23 protein-coding genes are annotated in these 19,577 nt (G+C 69.3%); 21 read left to right on the forward strand and 2 right to left on the reverse strand.

Annotated features, from left to right (window positions below; translation table 11 throughout):
• The first annotated feature begins 75 nt into the window (after positions 1–75).
• From ACGFX9_RS24825 to ACGFX9_RS24855, 7 genes are all read left to right on the forward strand, one after another.
• Positions 76–735 (forward strand): hypothetical protein, encoded by a 660-nt coding sequence (locus tag ACGFX9_RS24825; RefSeq protein ID WP_393475935.1) that lies wholly within the window; start codon positions 76–78, stop codon positions 733–735.
• A complete protein-coding gene (locus ACGFX9_RS24830; RefSeq protein WP_393475938.1) occupies positions 732–1,046 on the forward strand; it encodes a helix-turn-helix domain-containing protein in 315 nt (104 codons plus the stop codon). The genes ACGFX9_RS24825 and ACGFX9_RS24830 overlap by 4 nt, the downstream gene beginning before the upstream one ends.
• Before the next feature lie 75 nt (positions 1,047–1,121).
• Positions 1,122–1,556 (forward strand): hypothetical protein, encoded by a 435-nt coding sequence (locus ACGFX9_RS24835; protein WP_393475941.1) that lies wholly within the window; start codon positions 1,122–1,124, stop codon positions 1,554–1,556.
• An 844-nt stretch (positions 1,557–2,400) separates the two neighbouring features.
• Positions 2,401–2,931, forward strand: a complete 531-nt coding sequence (locus ACGFX9_RS24840) for a helix-turn-helix domain-containing protein (protein ID WP_393475944.1) — start codon at positions 2,401–2,403, stop codon at positions 2,929–2,931.
• A 6-nt stretch (positions 2,932–2,937) separates the two neighbouring features.
• A complete protein-coding gene (locus tag ACGFX9_RS24845) occupies positions 2,938–4,194 on the forward strand; it encodes a PBSX family phage terminase large subunit (protein ID WP_393476583.1) in 1,257 nt (418 codons plus the stop codon).
• On the forward strand, positions 4,191–4,418 hold the full coding sequence (locus ACGFX9_RS24850; RefSeq protein ID WP_393475947.1) for a hypothetical protein: 228 nt from the start codon (positions 4,191–4,193) through the stop codon (positions 4,416–4,418). Before ACGFX9_RS24845 ends, ACGFX9_RS24850 begins: the two co-directional genes overlap by 4 nt.
• Positions 4,405–5,871, forward strand: a complete 1,467-nt coding sequence (locus ACGFX9_RS24855; protein WP_393475950.1) for a phage portal protein — start codon at positions 4,405–4,407, stop codon at positions 5,869–5,871. The genes ACGFX9_RS24850 and ACGFX9_RS24855 overlap by 14 nt, the downstream gene beginning before the upstream one ends.
• A gap of 5 nt (positions 5,872–5,876) precedes the next feature.
• On the opposite strand, the gene ACGFX9_RS24860 is transcribed toward ACGFX9_RS24855, so the two are convergent.
• A complete protein-coding gene (locus tag ACGFX9_RS24860) occupies positions 5,877–6,401 on the reverse strand; it encodes a hypothetical protein (RefSeq protein WP_393475953.1) in 525 nt (174 codons plus the stop codon).
• A 301-nt stretch (positions 6,402–6,702) separates the two neighbouring features.
• On the opposite strand from ACGFX9_RS24860, the gene ACGFX9_RS24865 reads away from it, so the two are divergent.
• Together ACGFX9_RS24865 and ACGFX9_RS24870 are read left to right on the forward strand one after the other, a co-directional pair.
• Positions 6,703–8,934 (forward strand): phage minor capsid protein, encoded by a 2,232-nt coding sequence (locus ACGFX9_RS24865; RefSeq protein WP_393475956.1) that lies wholly within the window; start codon positions 6,703–6,705, stop codon positions 8,932–8,934.
• 2 nt (positions 8,935–8,936) lie between these two features.
• Positions 8,937–9,107 (forward strand): Rmf/CrpP fold protein, encoded by a 171-nt coding sequence (locus ACGFX9_RS24870; RefSeq protein ID WP_393476585.1) that lies wholly within the window; start codon positions 8,937–8,939, stop codon positions 9,105–9,107.
• A gap of 36 nt (positions 9,108–9,143) precedes the next feature.
• Here ACGFX9_RS24870 and ACGFX9_RS24875 read toward each other — a convergent pair whose 3' ends face one another.
• Positions 9,144–9,632 carry a DUF6082 family protein gene (locus ACGFX9_RS24875; protein WP_393475959.1) on the reverse strand — a complete coding sequence of 163 codons (489 nt, stop codon included), beginning with the start codon at positions 9,630–9,632 and terminating at the stop codon, positions 9,144–9,146.
• 105 nt (positions 9,633–9,737) lie between these two features.
• Between ACGFX9_RS24875 and ACGFX9_RS24880 the strand changes: the two genes are divergently transcribed.
• From ACGFX9_RS24880 to ACGFX9_RS24935, 12 genes are all read left to right on the forward strand, one after another.
• Positions 9,738–10,436, forward strand: a complete 699-nt coding sequence (locus tag ACGFX9_RS24880; RefSeq protein WP_393475962.1) for a hypothetical protein — start codon at positions 9,738–9,740, stop codon at positions 10,434–10,436.
• Between the two features lie 65 nt (positions 10,437–10,501).
• On the forward strand, positions 10,502–11,359 hold the full coding sequence (locus ACGFX9_RS24885; protein ID WP_393475964.1) for a phage head protein: 858 nt from the start codon (positions 10,502–10,504) through the stop codon (positions 11,357–11,359).
• A 20-nt stretch (positions 11,360–11,379) separates the two neighbouring features.
• A complete protein-coding gene (locus ACGFX9_RS24890; RefSeq protein ID WP_393475967.1) occupies positions 11,380–11,508 on the forward strand; it encodes a hypothetical protein in 129 nt (42 codons plus the stop codon).
• A 4-nt stretch (positions 11,509–11,512) separates the two neighbouring features.
• Positions 11,513–11,902, forward strand: a complete 390-nt coding sequence (locus tag ACGFX9_RS24895) for a hypothetical protein (RefSeq protein WP_393475969.1) — start codon at positions 11,513–11,515, stop codon at positions 11,900–11,902.
• Positions 11,899–12,216 (forward strand): hypothetical protein, encoded by a 318-nt coding sequence (locus tag ACGFX9_RS24900; protein WP_393475972.1) that lies wholly within the window; start codon positions 11,899–11,901, stop codon positions 12,214–12,216. Before ACGFX9_RS24895 ends, ACGFX9_RS24900 begins: the two co-directional genes overlap by 4 nt.
• On the forward strand, positions 12,213–12,563 hold the full coding sequence (locus tag ACGFX9_RS24905) for a hypothetical protein (RefSeq protein WP_393475974.1): 351 nt from the start codon (positions 12,213–12,215) through the stop codon (positions 12,561–12,563). Before ACGFX9_RS24900 ends, ACGFX9_RS24905 begins: the two co-directional genes overlap by 4 nt.
• On the forward strand, positions 12,560–12,991 hold the full coding sequence (locus ACGFX9_RS24910) for a minor capsid protein (RefSeq protein WP_393475977.1): 432 nt from the start codon (positions 12,560–12,562) through the stop codon (positions 12,989–12,991). Before ACGFX9_RS24905 ends, ACGFX9_RS24910 begins: the two co-directional genes overlap by 4 nt.
• Before the next feature lie 12 nt (positions 12,992–13,003).
• Positions 13,004–13,546, forward strand: coding sequence for a phage tail tube protein (locus ACGFX9_RS24915; protein ID WP_393475980.1), 543 nt, complete (start codon positions 13,004–13,006; stop codon positions 13,544–13,546).
• The gene (locus tag ACGFX9_RS24920) at positions 13,546–14,049 is read left to right on the forward strand and encodes a hypothetical protein (protein ID WP_393475983.1); all 504 of its coding nucleotides are present in this window, start codon (positions 13,546–13,548) and stop codon (positions 14,047–14,049) included. Before ACGFX9_RS24915 ends, ACGFX9_RS24920 begins: the two co-directional genes overlap by 1 nt.
• Positions 14,050–14,265: 216 nt before the next feature.
• Positions 14,266–16,323 carry a hypothetical protein gene (locus ACGFX9_RS24925; protein ID WP_393475986.1) on the forward strand — a complete coding sequence of 686 codons (2,058 nt, stop codon included), beginning with the start codon at positions 14,266–14,268 and terminating at the stop codon, positions 16,321–16,323.
• Positions 16,324–16,523: 200 nt separating this feature from the next.
• Positions 16,524–16,829, forward strand: a complete 306-nt coding sequence (locus ACGFX9_RS24930) for a hypothetical protein (protein WP_393475989.1) — start codon at positions 16,524–16,526, stop codon at positions 16,827–16,829.
• A gap of 111 nt (positions 16,830–16,940) precedes the next feature.
• Positions 16,941–19,544, forward strand: a complete 2,604-nt coding sequence (locus ACGFX9_RS24935) for a hypothetical protein (protein ID WP_393475992.1) — start codon at positions 16,941–16,943, stop codon at positions 19,542–19,544.
• Positions 19,545–19,577: the final 33 nt, after the last annotated feature.

Below are 19,577 nucleotides of genomic sequence, written 5' to 3' on the forward strand. Positions count from 1 at the left end.
GTACAGTGAGTCCACGCCGAACCTCACTCGGCCGCCGGACCTCACCCGGCACCAACCACCACGGGAGCAACCCCCATGGCCAGCACCAAGACCACCTACACCACCAAGCACCCCGAAACTGGCGGAACGGTCACCGCCGAGAAGGGCGGCAAGCCGATCCAGTGGTTCACGTGGATCGACCTTGGCAAGGGCCTCGTACACATTGGGTACAGCGCCCAGGCCGACTACGCCAAGGCCGTCAAGGCACCCCGCAGCACCAACCCCTACGGCCTGCGGTACGAGGCCACTCCCGCACAGCCCGTCGAGGAAGGGGAGCCCGCCGAGGTCGAGCAGACCGCCCCGACCGCCCCCGCCGCCCGGCGCTCCGGTGAAGTCACGATTCCCGGCGCCCTCGCCGACCACCTCGCACACACCAACCTCGCCACCGGCTCCGACGACCACGACCCCACCAGCAAGGCCACCCGCGAGGCCCTCGACGCCGGGCGCCGCGGCCGAGGCCGCACCTTGATCATCAAGCCCCAGTCCATCGACGTCCTCAACGTGATCAGCGAGTACGCCGAGAGCCTGCTCACGGCAGACGACGCCACCCGCGCCGAGCGCACCGCCGCACAGAAGTGGGTTGAGCTCGCCGGGCACGCCCGCAAACAGGCCGCAGCCGAGGGCGACACCCTGCTCTCTCTCACCACAGGACACGCTATTCGCGCGGCCCGCCTCGACAGGAGTCGCAAGACATGAGCCGCGAGCCATTCAGGCCCGAACAGATCGAGGAGAAGGCCACCGAGGTCTACATCGAGCAGCTGCTCGACCTGGCCGAAAAGATCAAGACCGTACGCGAGGTCGTGCGCAAGGACGCTGAGTCTCTCGACCGCCGCATGCAGACGGCAGGTTACGTACGAGGCCAGTGGAAACAGACCGAAGAAGCCTTGCCCGCACTTATGGCTGAGGCCCACGAGAGCGGGTGGAGCGTCGAGCGCATCGCCGCGATGCTCGACGTCACCGAGTCTTACGTCTACCGCCGATTGCGGGAGCAGTCAGCTACCGAATAGTTCACACAGCAACGCGGGCCCGGTCCGGCGACCTCACCGCCTTACGGGCCCGACTCACCGACGGGAGCAACCCCCGTGGCTAACGCCCACCCTAACCAGCCCAAGAAGCAAGCCCCGCCCAAGGCCGGCACCCGGCCCTCGGTACGCATCGACGAGACTCTCGCGGCCGACCTCGCCGTCGTGATGAGCGCGGGCGACAACTTCTCTGACGTCGTCCGACAGGCCGTAGGACAGCTCGCTGACATATACCGCACCGCGTGGGCGAACGGTGTGTGCCCGCCCGGCACGGCGCCGAACCTGCTCGCCTACCAACTCGGCAGGCGCCCGGCTCCCACGGCCGCGACCGAGGCGTATGACGCGTCCGCCGCCCCCGCGCCACGACCGACGGACCGCATGTTGCCCGGTCCGCCGCCCGGACCCCACCTGCGCCCGCAGTACGCCAGGACCCTGCTCGGCCGTCCGACAGGCCAGCCGCCGCGACCGGACACCGCGCGCCCCACCCGCGCGTGAGGGCGCCCGAACAGACTTGCGCCGTTATCGTTTCGTGACCTAGAGTTGGGCCCGTCTTCGGCGTGCCCAGAAACAGACGCCCATCCCGAACGCCCCGCCGCACCCCCCGCGGCGGGGCGTTCTGCACGCCCGGCTTGCCTGCATCAGCACCGAGTATCTGTGGATCGGTGCCACCTAGCGCAGTTGGTAGACCTCACGTGCGACAAACCGGCACGTTTCAACGAAGTCGCGCGCCGCTTGCGCGGTTACTGGCCCCCCATGCGCTGCCTCATTCCGCAAGCGTCGCACCTCGCTGAAGAGTGCCACCGTGGGTGGCCTGAGGCCGAGCCTTTCCAAGGGGGCGATAAGTTGGTGCGGCAAAGGGTTCGGAGCCTTACCGTCTCTATTCCTAAACCTGGGTTCCGGCATAGCGTCCTTCTGCCGAAGAGTTTCGAGGCACACCTGCTCCAGAACAAGCCAAGACGTCATGATCGCACCAAGAGGCGAGACAGCCGCCGCGTCCCACGCCGCCTGGAAAGCTCCCAGCGTCTGTCCATCACCCCCAGCTTGGCCCGATTCCTCGCTCGGCTCAGCCACCACCTCGGTTAGCTCCTCCGCTTCCTGCCGCATCTCACGAGCTTCCACAGCGAACTCGATTGCCCCAGCCGGGGTTTCCAGCCGAGTCATGCGAGTAAAGGCCGCTTGAATGTGGTTGCGCAATCGCCACACCAGGGTGACCGTCACGGCAGGCCACGCAAGCGCCTCTACGTACTTCAAGACCAGTTCTGCAACTTCCACCCCGCCATGTTGGGCCCCCGGGTCTACCGCCGGGTCCCCGAGAGCAAGTCTGTGATCGAGGTGAGACATGACTCGCCTCGTCGACGACCGCGACCGCGAGCAAGTGCGCAGCCTCCACGCCCAGGGCCAGAGCCGCAACGAGATCGCCCGCGCCATCAAGCGCAGCCCCTCGACCGTGTCGAAGATCGTCAGACAGTTCGAGCCGCCCCTGTCGTTCGACCGCGCCCCGCAGGTCGAGGCCGCCACCCGCGCCCGCACAGCCGACCTCGCCGCACGCCGCGCCACCCTCGCCCTCGACCTACAGGGCGATGCCGAGCGCCTACGCACCCAGCTTTGGGCGCCCACCGTGCACGGCGAGTTCGCCGGCCGCGAGGGCGAGTGGCACGAGGCCCACCTACCGCAACCGCGGTTCGGCGACCAACGGGCGATTGTCGCCTCAGTACAGACCGCCGTCGGCACCTCGCTACGCCTCGCCCCAGTCGAGGGCGGAGAGAACGCCGAGCAGGTGCGTTCGATGCTCGGCACCCTCGGCGAGGCCCTGACACAGGCCGCCAACGACGACCAGGCCCACGACGACGGGGGCGACGCCGGGGGGTGAGCCGTGGTGCTCGACCTCGACCGCCTGCCCCTGTCCCGTAAGCAGCTCCGCAGCATCGGGCAGGCGACCGCCCGTATCAACCTGTGGCACGGCTCGGTTCGGTCCGGCAAGACCATCGCGAGCCTGCTCGCGTTCGTTATCGCCGTCGCCACGGCCGGACCAAGCGGCCTGATCATCGTGGTCGGTCGGTCGTTGCAGACGATCGAGCGCAACGTGTTGGAGCCCCTCCAAGACCGTGCGCTGTTCGGCGCCCTCGCCCGGCACGTCGTGCACACCCGCGGGGCGACGACCGCGACGATCCTCGGCCGCACGGTCCACCTGATCGGCGCCGCCGACGCGCGCGCCGAGGGCCGATTGCGCGGACTCACCGCGCAGTTGGCGTACGTCGACGAGGCAACCCTCCTGCCCGAGGGGTTTTGGGTCCAGCTACTTGCCCGCCTCTCCGTCCCTGGGGCGCGGCTGTACGCCACCACGAACCCCGACTCGCCCCGACACTGGCTCAAGGCCGGATACCTCGACCGCGTCGCCGAACTCGACATGCGGGCATGGCACTTCCGACTCGCCGACAACCCCTCACTGTCTGCCGAGTACGTCGCAGCACTCGCCGCCGAGTACACGGGCCTATGGCGTAAGCGCATGATCGAGGGCGCGTGGGTGGTCGCCGAGGGCGCCATCTACAGCGAGTGGGACGAAGACCGCCACGTCGTCGACGCGCTGCCCACCATGCGCCGCCACTGGGTCGGCGTGGACTATGGCACCACGAACCCGTTCTCGGCCGTCCTGCTCGGCCTTGGCGACGACGACCGCATGTACGCGTGCGCCGAGTGGCGGTTCGACTCGCGCACCGCCCACCGCGCCATGACCGACGCGCAGTACAGCGCCGCAGTCCGCGCGTGGCTCACCGACTTGGACATCGCCCCCGAGTGGACGTTCATTGACCCGTCGGCGAAGAGCTTTTCCACTCAGCTTTGGCAGGACGGGTACCAGGGCGTTGCCCGCGCCGACAACACGGTCTCTGACGGCATTCGCTCCGTGGCCTCCCTGCTCGCCGCCGACCGCCTGCTCGTGCACCGCTCGTGCGAGGGCCTGCTCGGCGAACTCCCCGGATACGCCTGGGACCCCAAAGCCACCGAGCGGGGCGAAGACGCCCCACTGAAGATCAACGACCACTCAGCCGACGCACTGCGGTACGCCGTCCACTCCACCGCGCACGAGTGGCGCCACCTGCTCACCGCGCCCCACGAGGAGGCCGCCGCCGCATGACCGAGATACCCACCGCCATCACCACCGACCAGCGTCGCGCAGCGTGCCAGGCCCTCGGCCTGCCCCCCTCACTCGTCAACGAGTTGACGCTCGACGCCGAGGGACTGCGTGCCTCCCTGCTCGTACGCGACCGCGAGGGCCGCATCATCACGCACGGCAGGGCCGCCCTGACCACGACCGTCCGTATGCCCTTTACGGAGGTGAGCCCCCATGGCGCTGCCTGACAACGGCGCAGCGTGGCCGCCCCCGCAGTGGGCCCCTTATTACGCCGAGATGCGCGTCGACGACGCGTGGTATTCCGGCGACCGCGGCCGGATCGCCCGCACATGCGGCGAGGAGCAGACCGCCCCCTCGCGCCGCGGACCGTGGAACCGGCGCCGCGAGCAGCCGCCCGCCCGGCGTCACCGTCTGCACGTGCCGTTGCCCTCCGACATCGCCAGCACGTCAGCCGACCTGTTGTTCGGCGACATGCCCACGATCAGCGTCGAGGACAAGGCCACACAGGAACGCCTCGACACCCTGATCGGCGAAGGCCAGATGCAGCAGATCTTGCACGGTGGCGCCGAGCAGGCATCGGCCCTGTCCGGGGTGTACTTGCGCGCCACGTGGGACCGCGACCTGATCGACCGGCCGATCTTGTCGGTCGTGCAGCCTGACAACGTCGCCCCCGAGTTCCGGTGGGGCATGCTGCGGGCCGCCACCCTGTGGCGCGACCTCCCCGGCCCGCCGTCGACCGTGTTCCGGCACGTCGAGCGGCACGAGCCGGGCCGCATCCTGCACGGCCTCTACGAAGGCACCCCCGACAACATCGGCCGCGCCGTGCCCCTGTCCGAGCACCCCGAGACCGCCGACCTCGCCGGCAGTCTGGGCGAGGACGGGGTGAGCGTCGAGACCGGCATCACCGATCTGACGATCGCCTACGTACCCAACATCGGGCCCAACCGGCTGCACCGGTCTTCCCCGATGGGGCGCAGCGACTTCCAGGGCATACGCGAGCTGTTCACCGCCCTTGACGACGTATGGACGTCATGGATGCGCGACATCCGCCTCGCCCGCGCCCGCCTGATCGTCCCCGACGCCTACCTACGCGACCAAGGCCCCGGACAGGGAACGTCGTTCGACGACGACCGCGAGGTCTGGCAAACACTGCGGATGCCGCCCACCGACCAAGGCAACGGCATCACCCTCAACCAGTTCGAGATCAGGGTCGAGGAACACCAGCGCAGCGGCGAAGCGATCACGCGACAGGCCGCCCAGTCCGCCGGATACAGCGCCCAGTCATTCGGCCTCGACGGTGGCGGACAACCGATCACCGCGACCGAGGTCGACAGCCGCGACGCCCGGTCCATGGTCACCCGCAGAAAGAAGACCGGATATGCGCGCCAGCCACTCGCGCACATTCTGCACGTGATGTTGCAGCTCGACGCCGTGCACTTCGGGCAGCGGATCAAACCGGAGTGTCCGCGCGTTGAGTTCGGTGACGGTGTCGCCGAGAGCGAGCAGGCCACGGCGACCACCCTTGACCTGCTCAACCGAGCCGAGGCCGTATCGACCTCGACTAAGGTCAAGATCCTTCACCCCGAATGGGACGACGCTGCGGTAAAAGCCGAGGTTGTCAAGATCCTCACCGAAACCGGCGCGACCACCCCTGACCCTGTAGACGGTTTCTCTCTTTGATCACCTCAACTCGCGCTACCCTCCACATCCCCTGATGACGGCTCGACACTCTGTGACGGCTGCTGCTCTGCATTTTCACCGAGCGGAATGCCTGGAGATACGCCGAAAGCTGTTCTTATCTTCGCGCCGACACCAGCGGCCGTAGCATTCCCAGCCTCGGTGACAATTGGACCAATGAATTTGACCAGAAAAAGACCGCCAAGATAGGCGCCCACCAGCACCGGAAGTCCGTCTCCGCCCGCCGTAACCCCCAGGCCGATGGCGGAAGCCTGCTCGGCAACACCTCTCAGGGGAACCCACTGCGAGGGTGGTGAGTTGAAATGAGGCACCACGGCTTCGTCACTGAGCAGCAGGTCAGGTAAGAACCTATGGATCATGGGGATGTAGTCACCGCCCGCGCGTGAAGCCAAAGAGGAGAATACCATTATGGCGTCATGCGCACTGTAAAATACCCGGTTACCATACCCGCGGGGGTTAGTTTGCTTCGGTACGGACCAATTTCCTGATCTCTTCATTTGAATTGCAGTCACTTGAGCGTCCGTAAGCCGCGCGTCTGTTCCCTCTATCTCCAGTACGCCTAACAGGCTCCTTCCGGGAACGTTCACGTCTACGCGTAGCGTCACTGACCTATGCTGAACGTGCGCCGACCAAAAGTCATTTTGATCCGGCCCCCTTAACTGCTCTCCCTCTTGGGTGTAATGGTTCTGGGTCGGGCGACCTGTCCTCTTCGGTCCCGGCATATATCCTCCCCCGCTCAGCGTAGAGGCTGCCAGCTTTCAAATCATCAGCCTGGCTTGCAATCGAGGGGGCATCGTGCCGGTTCATCCTGCAATGGTCGAGCCTCTCGCCGATCGGACCCGCCACCTGTACGCCGCAGCCGAGGCACGGCTACTCAACATCATCGCGAGGCAGCTCTCCGCTGGCCTCGATGCCCCTGGGTGGGTCGAGCGCAAGCTCGCGGCCGTCCAACAGCTACGCCGTGCCGCTCAGGGCGTGATGAACGAGTTGAGCAAGGCTGTGACCCTCGACGTGTTCGACGTGGTGGCCGAGGCGTACAGCGTCGGACAACGCGCTGCCGTCGCCGAGTTGGGCGCCCTGTCCGACGACGCCCGCGGCCTGGTCGACGACGTGGCCCCGAACGCCCAGGCCGTTGACCGCCTCGCACAGGAAACGGTCGACGTGGTCACCTCGACGCACCGCTCGATTCTGCGGGCAGTTGTCGACGGTTTCCGGGCAATCGTCGCCGAGGTCACCGCCACGCCTCTACTGGGCACCGGCACGCGCAGACAGGCCACACAGGACGCCATGCGCCGGTTTGCCGACCAGGGCATACGCGCGTTCGTCGACAAGGCCGGCCGCCGATGGCAGCTCACCTCTTACGCGGAAATGGCCGTACGTACGTCCGTCGCCCGCGCGGCGACAGAGGCGCACATGCGGACCCTGTCCGACGCCGGTATCGAGTTGGTCATCGTGTCCGACGCACCGCGCGAGTGCCCGCTGTGTCGACCGTGGGAGGGCCGCGTACTGGCCATCGACGGCCCGACGGGCGAGCGCACGGTCGAGGTCGAGCACGCAATCGAGGACGGCCGCATGATCCCCGTACGCGTGGCCGGGACGCTCGACGAGGCCCGCCTCGCCGGATTCCAACACCCCAATTGCCGCCACAGCGTCAGCGCCTACACCCCAGGCCTGACCCGCACCGAGACCGCCGAGAGCGACCCCGCCGGGTACGAGGCCGGACAGCGCCAGCGCACCATCGAGCGCCGCATCCGCCAGTACAAGCGCCGCGAGGCCGCCGCCGTCACCCCCGAAGCGCAGCGCGCCGCCCGCCTCAAGATCCGCCAGTGGCAAGGCGCCATGCGCGACCACCTCACGGCCCACCCCAACCTGCGCCGTCTGCGCCACCGCGAGCAGCCCGGCGCATCGGACCTGCCCGAGCCGCGCCGCGAGGCAACGCCCGACCAGGTCGAGCGCGCCCGCGTGTGGTCGGGCGACGAGCAGTCCGTACGGGAGATGAGCGACGACCAACTCGCCGCCGCGCTCCGCACGCCGCTCGACGACCGCGCACGGCGCCGGATCGAGGCCGAGACAGACCGCCGCGACACCGAGGCTCTGCTCGACCGCGCCGCACCCGGCGGACGCCTGGTCGAGGATCTGCTCGGCCTGTCCGACGACGACCTCGCCCGCGTGTTCACTCACGTCGACGACGCCGACCAAGTGCGCATCATGGCGGAGACCGACCGACGCGACCGCGCCGGACAACTCCCCAACGTCCGACCCGACTTGATAGGTCTGTCCGACGCGCAACTCGCCGCCCGCTACCGCGACACCAGCGGCCCGGAAGCCGCCGCCATCGCCGCGGAGGCCGCCCGCCGCGACCTGCTCGCCCAGTTGTTCCCCGGTGGACATCTGCGCGCCGATCTGTCGGACGCGTCCGACGACGACCTCGCGTGGGCGATGCGGTACGCCGACAACGCCGAACTACTGCGCATCGCCGCCGAGATGGACCGCCGCGACGCCGTCGAGCTACCGGCGCCCGCCGACACCGGCGACGACGTCGAGGACCTGCTCGCCGACCGCGACGCCCTCGCCGAAGCCATGGGTGACACCGTGCCCAGCCCGGCCGCGTGGGGCGCCCTCGCCGCCGACCAGGCCCTCGACGACCACGTCGACGACGACGCGTTTTGGGCCGACCTACGCGACGCCTCCGCCGCACTGCACCGCGGTGACGATGAGGACCAGGACGAGCGGCACCTCATCACCCGCCGCGAGGCCCGCGCCCTGTACGAGGAGTACCTGTATCGCCAGTACCTACAGGCCGAAAACGACTGCCGCGGCTACCTGCTCAACTCCAAGGCCAAGGCCGCCGGACACAACCCGTCAACGCTGTTCAGCGGGCCCGCCCGCATCGCCCACGCGCGCGCGAGCGACGAGCTGAAGGAGTGGTGGGCGGAACATGGCCGGTTGACGCAAGCTGAGTTCATCGAGCAGGTGACCGGCAAAGAGCAGCGATGGGCGACCGGCGCCCGCCATAACGAGTCGGACCAGCAGAACAAGAGGTGATCATGGGCACGCGCGAGGACATCGTCACGGCCGTCACGGCCGGCCGCGAAGCAGGCGAGCGAGGCGACCCGCCGACCGCGTGCCCCTACCCGCTCACCTCGATACTCAGCACCGCATGGATCAAGGGGTATGCCGCTGGCCGCCGAGAGCACGAGGCCGGGAGACCTGCGTAGACCCCCCTGTCTCAACCTCAATCACGTTTCCCCGTCCTACGAGTGCACCGCCAACGCCGATTGGTATTTCGCCTCGACGATTGAAACAAAGCGCTTCTGTCTCTTCGATTTCGAGAGTTGCGCCGCATCCCGCCATCCTTGCCCAGCCCTACCCCAATACTCTCTACCGACTTCTCCCCTGAAGAAGGAATCGAGCAGCAAGGACAGTTGACCGTCCGACATATCTTTGATCATGTAACCCGAGTTCCACCAGGTGACAATCAGGTTGGCGAACATGCTCTGTCGCGCTGTTTCTTCTGGCAGCTCGGCGATGGTCCCTCCCCAACTCACCCTGAGGTCCGGGTCATCGAGGGCCATCGCCAAAAGCTCCCTGTGATGATTCCTCATACTCTCGTCTCTCACGAGCCTGGTTTGCTGCGCTTGATACACGAGCGATAGCCCAGCAGCCACCAAAGCGGCCACTGAGACCACGAGTGAAATGACAGCCACAGACAACACTCCTAGTCGTTCGGTCCTTTGTGACACACATTCTGTAGCCGTGCCCGCCAGGAGCGGGCCTCCTTTTCATTTCCCGCATCCGGCCGAGCGCCAGGCGCGCACGGCCCCTGACACCGTCCCAGGAGGACCCCCGTGTCGACCCCGACCACCGCGCCCGCCTCGACCCCGACCGGCGACCCGCAGGCCCCGGCCGTACCCGCGCCGAGCACCAGCTCGACCCCGCAGCAGCAGGCCGCCACCACGCCGCCCCCGGCCGCGCCGCAAGGTGAGCCGCAGGACGTCGCAGCGCTCCCCGACTGGGCCCAGAAGCTCATCAAGGACACCCGCGCCGAGGCCGCCGACTACCGCACTCGCTACCAGCAGGCCGCCCCACAGACCGCGCCGCCGCAGGCACCGCAGCCCCCGGCCGCGCCGCCCGCCGTCGAGGCCGCCGAGGGCGACGTGACCCGGTTGCCGAAGTGGGCACAGCAGGCTCTTGCCGACAGCACGGCCGCCGCTCGCCGCGCCGCCGTGCAGGCCGCGGTTGTGCAGGCCGCACCGACCGCGGGCGCCGACGTCGCCCGCCTGCTCGACTCCACGTCGTTCACCGCCGCCGTGGCACAGATCGACCCGAGCGACCCGGCCGCCGTGGCGGACGCGATCAAGAACGCCCTTACGGCTCAGCCCTGGCTCGCCGCGGTTCCGCAGACCGCGCCCAAGGGGGGTGCCGACTTCAGCAACCCCGGCCCCGGAGCGATCACCCCCGAGCAGTTCGCCGCCCTGCCCTACGGCGAGCGCGCCGAGCTGTTCCAGACCGACCCCGAGACGTACCGGCGCCTCGCCGGTCACTGACCCGCCCGGCCGCGCGCCGGGCCCCCTAACGCCCGGCCAGAGCGCCGGAGAAGGAGCACACCACCATGCCTAAGACCACCAGTGCACAGATGATCGTCCCCGAGGTCTGGGGCGACATGGCGCAGGGCGAATTCCTCGGCAAGGTCCGCGTAGGCGGATCGGCCGCGGTCGTCGAGGACAACACCCTTGAGGGGGCGCCCGGCCAACAGATCGAGTTCCCCAAGTGGGGGAGCCTCGGCGAGCTCGACGAGCTGACCGAGGCAACGCCGATGACGCCGGTCGCCATGTCGACCAGCACGGCCCACGCGGTGATCAAGGAGGCCGGTAAGGCCGTCGAGATCACCGATAAGGCCAAGCTCGTTTCCCTCGGCGACCCCGAGGCCGAGGCCCGTCGGCAGTTCGGCGTACTGGCCGCGCGCAAGGTCGACGCCGACCTGATCACCCAGGCGCAGGCCGACGAGTCCGCCCTCGGCGGTGGCAACCCGCTGAAGTTCACCACCGCCGCCACTAAGACCAAGTTCACGTGGCTCGACGCCATGGTGCCGGGCATCGCTCAGTTCGGCGACGAGTGGGAGCCGGACGACTTCGCGGGCCTGTTCCTCAACAGTGCGCAGTACGCCGACACGCTCGCCGACCCGCAGTTCGTCGACGCGTCCAAGCTGGGCAACGGCCCCTCCGCCGCGGTCGCAGGCAGCATCGGCCGTATCGGCGGCGTGCCCGTGTTCCTGACGAACCGCGTCACCGCCGGAAAGTTCCTGATCATGAAGCGGGGCGCGCTCGGCCTGCTCTACAAGCGGCGCCCGCTGGTCGAGGACGACCGCGACATCCTCGCCCGCTCCACCGTCGTCACCACGACCCTGCACTACGCCGTCAAGCGCCTCGCCGACCGCGGCGTGTGCGTCGGCACCCTCGCCGCCACCTGATCAGGAAGGAGGGCGCCGCCGTGATGCTGCGCCGCTACCACCCGAGAGAGCCGGACCCGGACACCACGCCGGATGACGCCGACGACGCCCCGCAGGCCGACAAGCCCGCGGGGCGTACTGCTGCCCGCAGCAAGGCCAAGAAGGAGTAGCCCCATGGCCCGTGTCTACGCCACCCCCGAGCAGCTCACGGCGTGGACGGGGGCACCGGCGCCCGCCGATGCCGAGCGGCTGCTCGCCCGCGCGTCCGAGGACGTCGACGACGCCCTACACACCGCGCTCTACGCCACCGACGACGCGGGGATGCCCACCGACCCCGCCCTCGCCGCTGCGCTCGGCGAGGCCGTCTGTGCGCAGGTCGAGTACCGGCTCGCCACAGGCGACGACGGGACCGGAGCGGCGGGCCGTTGGGACTCCGTGAGTATCGGGCCCGTTGCCCTGTCCGGCCGCAAGGACGGCCCGCAGGCAGGCGACGACGTCGACCTCGGCCCCCGCGCACACCGCGCGCTGAAGCGCGCGGGACTCCTGCCGGGGGTGATCTGGTGACCCGCGTCCCCGGATGGCTGCTCCGCCACGAGGTGAGCGTCGAGCCCTACCTCGGCACCTCCGCCTACGGGCCCCGCTACGGGCCCGCGGCCACCGCCCGAGCCCTGGTCTCCGAGACCGTCAAGCGCGTGCGCGACCGCACCGGCGCCCAGACCGTATCGACCGCGCAGATCATCGCCGCCCCCGAACTCGTCTGCCCGACCGGCTCGCGGATCACGCTTCCGGACGGCCGCAAGACGACCGCGCTCACCGTCGCCCACCACACCGCACCGGGTCTCCCCGTGCCCGCCAGTACGGAGGTGATGTGCGAATGACGCAGCGCTCCCGCCTCCGGTGGAACGGCGATGCCGTCCTCGCGGCCACCCGACAGGGTGCAGTGCGCGGGCTGCGGCTCGGCGCCGAGCACGTCCTCGACGTCTCGCGCCGCCGCGTGCCGATCGAGGAGGCCACCCTCGAACGCTCCGGAACGGCCACCGTCGACGAGGCCACGCTCACCGCCGCCGTCGCCTACGACACCCCGTACGCGGTCCGCCAGCACGAAGAGATGAACTACCAGCACGACGCGGGGCGCACCGCGAAGTACCTCGAACTCCCGCTCGCCGAGGAGGCCGACGCGGTCGGCGAGATCATCGCCGCACAGGTGCGGAGGTCGCTGCAGTGAGCTTCCTTCCCGACGTCGTCGACGGCCTCGCCCGCCTGCTCGACGCGCAGGGGGTCGGAACCTACCGGCCCGACGGCATCTATGCCGCGGGCGAGACCGCCATCACCGACACCGCGATGCCCGACGGGCCCGACCGCGTCATCTGCCTGACCGCCTACCCGGTCACCGAGTCGGCGGCACTGACCGACACCGTGCTCGCCGTGCAGGTGCGCACCCGCGCGGGCCCCGACCCGCGCGAGGTCTCCGCCCTCGACGACGACGTATTCGACGCCCTGCACGCCTCCGGTCGGCACACCTTCGGCAGCGCCCGTATCTCGCTCATCTACCGCTTCTCGTCCGGCTCGCTCGGTGCCGATGCCAACGGCCGCCAGGAGCGGACCAGTAACTACCGCCTGCGCGCCAACCGCCCACACCCCCGCCTCGAATAGGAGGACCCCGCCTTGAGTACGCCCACGCCCCCGGTGGAAACCGAGACCGCCCTCGCGCGCCGCTACCGCCTCGAACTCAACACCGGCACCGACGCCACCCCCGTGTGGTCCCTGGTCCCGGGCATTCAGGAGTTCGCCCCCAAGGTCGAGCCGACTCAGCAGAAGTCGACGACGTACGACGACGAGGGGTGGGCGGACAGCACCGTGACCGAACTCGCGTGGTCGATCGAGACCAAGCTCGCCCACCGCTGCCACCCCACCACCGGCGCCTTCAACGCCGCACAGGAAAAGATCCGGCTCGCGTCCGAAACGTTCGGCGCCGCCTCCCGCGTGCACGTGCGCTACTACGACCGCGAGGGCCGCGACGAGGCGTACGAGGGCCACGCCCTGGTCACTTGGGAGCCGGACGGCGGCGCCGCCGATGACCTGGACACCGTCAAGGTCACCCTCACCGGCAAGGGCCCCCGCAAGAAGATCGCCAGCCCGGTTGCGCCCGCCGGGGGCGGCACGTTCGCGCTCGCCGCGGATAAGACCCTGACGGAGGTGGCCGCGTAATGGCGTTCGAGGCCCTCGACGAGCTGCTCGACGAAACGCTCGTCCTCCCCATCAAGGGACACCGGTACACGATCCTGGCGCCCTCGGCCGATACCGGTCTGCGCGTGCAGGCCATCGTGCAGGCCGCCGCGGTCGCCGCGGCGGGCGGAGAGGTCGACGAGGAGGCCCTCGGCGACGCGGCCGAGGGTGACCTGTACCGCGACCTGCTCGGCCCCGCCTACGACGAGATGCTCGCCGACGGCGTGTCCTGGCCGGCGCTCAAGCACGCCGCACGGACCGCCATTGCGTGGGTGGTGCAGGACAAGGCCAGCGCCGAGCGCGTGTGGTCCTCGGGTGGCGACCCTTCTCGGTTGGCCCCGAACCGGCAGCAGCGCCGATCGGGCGGGGCGAATACGACGAAGAATCCGGCCTCCACGAGTGGTACGAGTACCCGCCCGGCACCAGCCCACGCACGGCGCAAGCGTCGCTCACCTGGCCCCAACTCCTCGACCAGTGGCCGCTGATCGAGACTGATCTACACGAGGTCTACGGCGTCGACGTCGGCGACCGCAACCTCATGCGCGCCCGCTCCTGGCGATGGCTGCGCGTACGCATCTTCGGCCTACTCTCGGCCGAGAGCAGGCTCTCGCGCCACTTTGCACCCCCTGAACAACCCCCGCGGTAGTCCGCTGCTGTAGCGGCCCGCGCCCACCACCAAGCACGACGGGAGGTGGGCGCGCGTGGCGCTGACCGTCGGCGAACTCACCGGCTTCATTGATCTTGACGATTCCGGGGCTCGCCGCGGTCTGGCCGACACCCGGGCCGGACTCGACGACCTCGCCCGCACGACCGATGGGCGTCTAAGCGACCTGCGCGGCAGGTTCGTTGCCCAGTCCACGGCCATGGGCGGCGCGCTCGGCGACAACGTCCGTTCCGGCGCGGTCCGCGCGGCCAAGGGCCTCGCCCTGTTCGGCGGTGCGGTCCCGCTCGTGGCCGCCGGTACCACCGCCCTTGTCGGCCTGGCCGCGGGCGCGGTCGCGGCCGGATTGGCGGTCAAGGCATTCTCTGCTGCGGTCGGCCCGCAGATGGAGGCCGTACAGGGGGTCGCCGACCTGGCCGCCGAGGCGGAGAAGGCAGCGGCCGAGGGCGCCGAGGACGCGGCCGAGAAGCAGAAGGCGTACACCGACGCTCTCGCCGAACTCCCGCCCGCTACCCGGGATGCGGCTACCGCGTTCATCGGCCTGAAGTCGGATTACAAGGCGTGGTCGGACTCGCTGTCGACCACCACGATGCCCGTGGTCACCAAGGGCATCGGGGTCCTGCGTGACCTGCTCCCCACCTTGACCCCTTTCGTCGAGGCCGCCGCGGGGGCGTTCTCCGAGTTCTTCGACGACGTTTCAGCAGGCATCAAGTCGGCCGAGTTCAAGGAGTGGGCGAGCGAGACGGCCGCCGCCGCCGGGCCTGCGCTGCGCGACATTCTCGACGTCGTCAAGAACTTCGCCGTTGGCTTCGCGGGCCTGCTGCAAGCCTTCCTGCCCGCCTCCGCCGGGGTCACCGGCGGTCTGGTGACCATGTCCGGCGCGTTCGCCGACTGGGGTACCTCGCTGGACGACAGCGAGGGATTCGCGACGTTCCTCGACCTGGCCGAGCAGGGCGCCGGAACGCTCGGCGACCTCGGCGGCGCGGCCGTTCAACTCCTCGTAGCGCTCTCACCCCTGCTCGGCGTGACGGCCCAACTCGTTCTGTATCTGGCACAGATGATCAGCTCGGTTCCGACCCCGGTACTGACTGCGCTTGCCGTGGTCATCGGGTCCGTGACGGTGGCCACGAAGGCGTGGGCACTGGCTCAAACGGTCGTGGCTGCCCGTAACGCCATCTGGACCAGTAGCCAATGGGCCCTGAACGCTTCGATGTTCGCCTCGCCCGTGTTCTGGATCATCGCCGCGATTGTCGCCCTGGTCGCCATCGTCGTCCTGATCGCCACCAAGACGACGTGGTTTCAGACGGCGTGGTCGGCCGCGTGGGGCTTCATCCAGTCGACCACCGATACGGCTATGTCCGGCATCGGTACCGCGTTGAACTGGTTCGCCTCCCTGCCCGGCAAGTTCTCCGGATGGTTCGGCTCCGCCAAGGATGCCGCGGTCGGCAAGGTCACCGAACTGACGTCATGGCTGTCTGGTCTGCCGGGCCGTACCGCGTCCGCACTGGCCGGACTTCCGGGCAGTCTGCGCGCCTCCGCCTCGCGCGGCTTCCAAGCCTTCCGCACGGCCGCCGGCCAAAAGGCCAGCGACTTCATCGCGTGGGTTCGCGGCATGCCCCGCCGCATCGCGAGCGGTATCGGCTCGCTCGGCTCCCTGCTCACCGGCAAGGGCCGCGACGTCGTGCGCGGCTTGTGGTCCGGCATCAAGGCCATGGGCGGATGGATCAAAGACAAGCTGATCGGCTGGGCCAAGGCCATGATTCCGGGGCCGATCGCCGACGCCCTCGGCATCAACAGCCCCTCCCGCGTCATGGCGCAGGAGATCGGTCAGTGGATTCCCGCGGGCATCGTCGACGGCATCGAGTCGGGACAGGGCGCGGTCGATCGCACCATGCGCAATCTCGTCTCCACCCCCACCCCCGGACAGGCCACCGCCGCAGCCATGGCCGCCCACACCGGCACCGGGGGCAACGGCGGGAGTGACGGCGGGCGCCTGGTCCTCGACGTCACCGGCGCCGACGCCGAGTGGAAGCGCGTTATCCGCCGCATGGTCCGCCTCGACGGGCGCGGCAACGTGCAGACTGCGTTTGGTACTTGAAAGCCTGTAGATACTCAGGGGGCCGTATGTGGGGGGCCGTCATTGCTGTACTAGGCACGCTTAGCGGCGCGGCGCTAGCTAGCGCCACGCAGGCCCTTACCGATCGTCGGGCGCGCAGAGAACAGCAGCGACAACAGATTGCCGACGCCGTTCATCAGCTACTCGGCGCAGTAATGACATACCGGGAGACGCATTGGCTTTTGATCGCCGACATTCGGGCCGGTGAACAGGACACCCGAGAGACACGCGCCGCTCGCTATCGAGCCCGATCCGAGATCACCAGAGCCTTTGACAGGCTCAGCCTGTTAACGACCGATCCGCCGCTCATCCACGCTGCTTCGGCAGCTCACTCGGCGGCGATCGAGCTGAGTCACATCGCCGTCGGCCAGGCCACAGAAGGCCGCTTTGCCGAACACGTCGAAGCCGCCCTGGCAGCGGGGCGGGGGCGCACGTTGGACGCCCATATCGCGCTACGGGCCGCCGCGACCGCCCATGTGCATCGGTGATCCTCCGGAGACAGCGGCACCTGATTCGTTCGCGCACGATGTCAGCACACCTCACCTCTGTACCAAGGATCCGTAAGGACCGCTGAGATTCTGCGCGGAGGGGGTGAGCTTGTGGTCTTCCCCGATACTGCGCTCGGCGTGCGCGTCGAGCTGCACCTCGGCGGGGCGTGGCTGGACATCACCGGCGACGTCTACACCGAGAACCCCATCACCATCACGTGCGGGCGCCCCGACGAGGGCGCCCGCACGGATGCGGCCAGCTGCACGTTCGTCCTGAACAACACCAGTGGCCGCTACAGCCCCCGCAACCCGCGCAGTGACCTGTACGGGCTGCTCGGCCGCAACACCCCCGTGCGCGTCTCCGTCGCCCCCTACGGACCGACAGGTCCGCGGCTGGTGCGGTTCGTGGGCGAGGTGCCCGGGTGGCCCGTGAAGTGGGGCACCAAGCACAGCGTCTCTGTCTCTGTCACGGCCGCAGGCATTCTGCGCCGACTGGGGCAGGGCGCGGCACCGCTGCAATCCGCGATGCGCCGTGAGTTCTCCAACCCCGCCCGCACGGCGGTTGTGGCGTACTGGCCGCTCGAAGACGGCTCGGGGGCAACCGAGTTCGCTTCGGCGCTGCCCGGCGCCGCCCCGATGCGCATCACGAGTGCAGGGATCAAACCGGCCGCCTATACCGGCCACGAGGCGTCCGACGTGCTGCCCACCCTGGGCGACGGCGCGGCCACCGGGATCACGCCCATCTACCCGACCACCGGGGAAAGCGCGCTGCGTTTCTTCGCTGCGTTTCCGGACTCCGCGCCCGAGGCCGAGGTCGTGCTCTGCTCGTTCGTCACCACCGGGCGCATCTCGCGTTGGAGCCTCACGCTGCGGCCAGACGGTCGGCTGAGCATGTACGGCCGCAACGCCCTGGGCGTGGATCTCGTCAGCCTGATCACCGGCGGGAACTCCTTGCTCGGCAAGAAGGTGAACATCGGCCTGGACCTCATCGAGTCTGGCTTCCTCACCGACTACCGGCTCTACTACGTCGACCTCGACGCCTACACCTACGAGGGCGGCCCCGTCTCGGAGTGGAGCGGCAACACCATTGGGCAGGCCGTCGGCCGGATCACCCACATCGGGGTGGGCGGCGGCAAGGCAGGCGAGGCCGCGGTCGGGCACGTCGTCCTCGCCAACGCCGCAGCCGCGTACAGCGGGACCGGCCGCGCCATGATCGGGTGGGCGGGCGAGAGCCTTTCCACCCGGCTGCAACGCATCGCCGCCGAGGAAAAGATTCCGTTCACCTACACCGGCCGACCCAATGCGGCCGGCACCCGGCTGGGCGCGCAGACCGTCGCCGCACTGCTCGACCTCTTCCAGGTTGCCGCGGACGCCGATTCGGGGATGCTGCACGAGCAGCGCGACGCGCTCGCGCTGGCCTACCGCTCCCGCGCCACCCTGTACACCCAACCCCCCGCGCTCACCCTCGACTACGCAGCACGCGAGGTCGTCGCCCCGCTCGAACCCGTCGACGACGACCAGGCCGTACGCAACGACGTCACGGTGCAGCGCACCGGCGGAAGCTCAGCGCGGGCCGTGTGCGAGTCGGGCCCCCTGTCGGTCCTGCCCCCGCCGGACGGCATCGGCCGCTACACCGACAGCCGCACCCTCAACCTGTACTCCGACGACCAGTGCGCGCCGTACGCGTGGTGGGGACTGCACCGCGGCACCTGGGACGAGGCCCGCTACCCGTCCGTGTCGGTGGCCCTGCACGAGGCGCCGCACCTGGCCGAGACAGTCGCCGCAGTCGACGTCGGCGACCGCGCCCGCATCCTCACCCCGCCGCCATGGCTCCCGCCCGGCACGATCGAGCTACTCGTCGAGGGCTACACCGAGACCCTCGGCGTGCGCACATGGGAGATCACGTTCACGTGCTCCCCCGGCGGGCCGTGGCTGGTCGCCACCCTCGACGACGTCGAGTACGCCGTCGTCGGGACGGATGGCACCGAACTTGTCGCCGCGATCGGCGAGGCGGAGACCACATTCGAGGCCACCGTCACCGCAGGCCCCGCGTGGCCTGTGGCCGCGCTGCCGCTGAACACCAACCCCGACATGTCCGAGGGCCTCGACCAGTGGACGGGCTACGGCGGCACCCTCGCCCGCGTGCCCACCCCGGACAGAGGCGCGGGCATGGGGGCCTGGTCGGCACAGTTCACCCCCGACGGCATCGAGGAGTACCCGAACCTCGGCTCTGACCTCCTGCCCGTCACCGCCGCCCGCTCCTACACCGTGAGCGGCTGGCTTCGCTCCGCATCGGCCCGCACCGTCGACCTTGACGTGAACTGGTTCGACGCCACCGGCGAGTATCTCGACACCGCGGCGAGCAGCCAGGCAGTCACCGCGGGCGCATGGACCTGGTTCGAGGAAGCGTTCACCGCGCCGGTCGGTGCAGCCTTCGCCAATATCGCCGCGACCATTCCCGATTTCCCCCCGGCCGCTGACGTGCTGATCGCGACCCGGCTCACTCTGCGCCCCACCCTCAACGGCGAGGCGCCCGGCGCTTTCCCCATCGCTCTACGGATCGGTGGCGAGGAGCTCGAAGTGCACGGCATCGCGCCGTCTACAATCGCCGGACTCCAGACCTTCACCGTCACCCGCGGCGCTAGCGGCCTCGCCCTGCCACACCTCGCAGGCGCCGCCGTGCAGTTCGCCTGCCCCGCCCCTGCTGCACTTTAAGGCCGTGTCCTACGTGGTGAGGCGAACTTTGAA

It is taken from the genome of Streptomyces sp. NPDC048436, from assembly GCF_043200355.1.
Classification (GTDB): Bacteria; Actinomycetota; Actinomycetes; order Streptomycetales; family Streptomycetaceae; genus Streptomyces.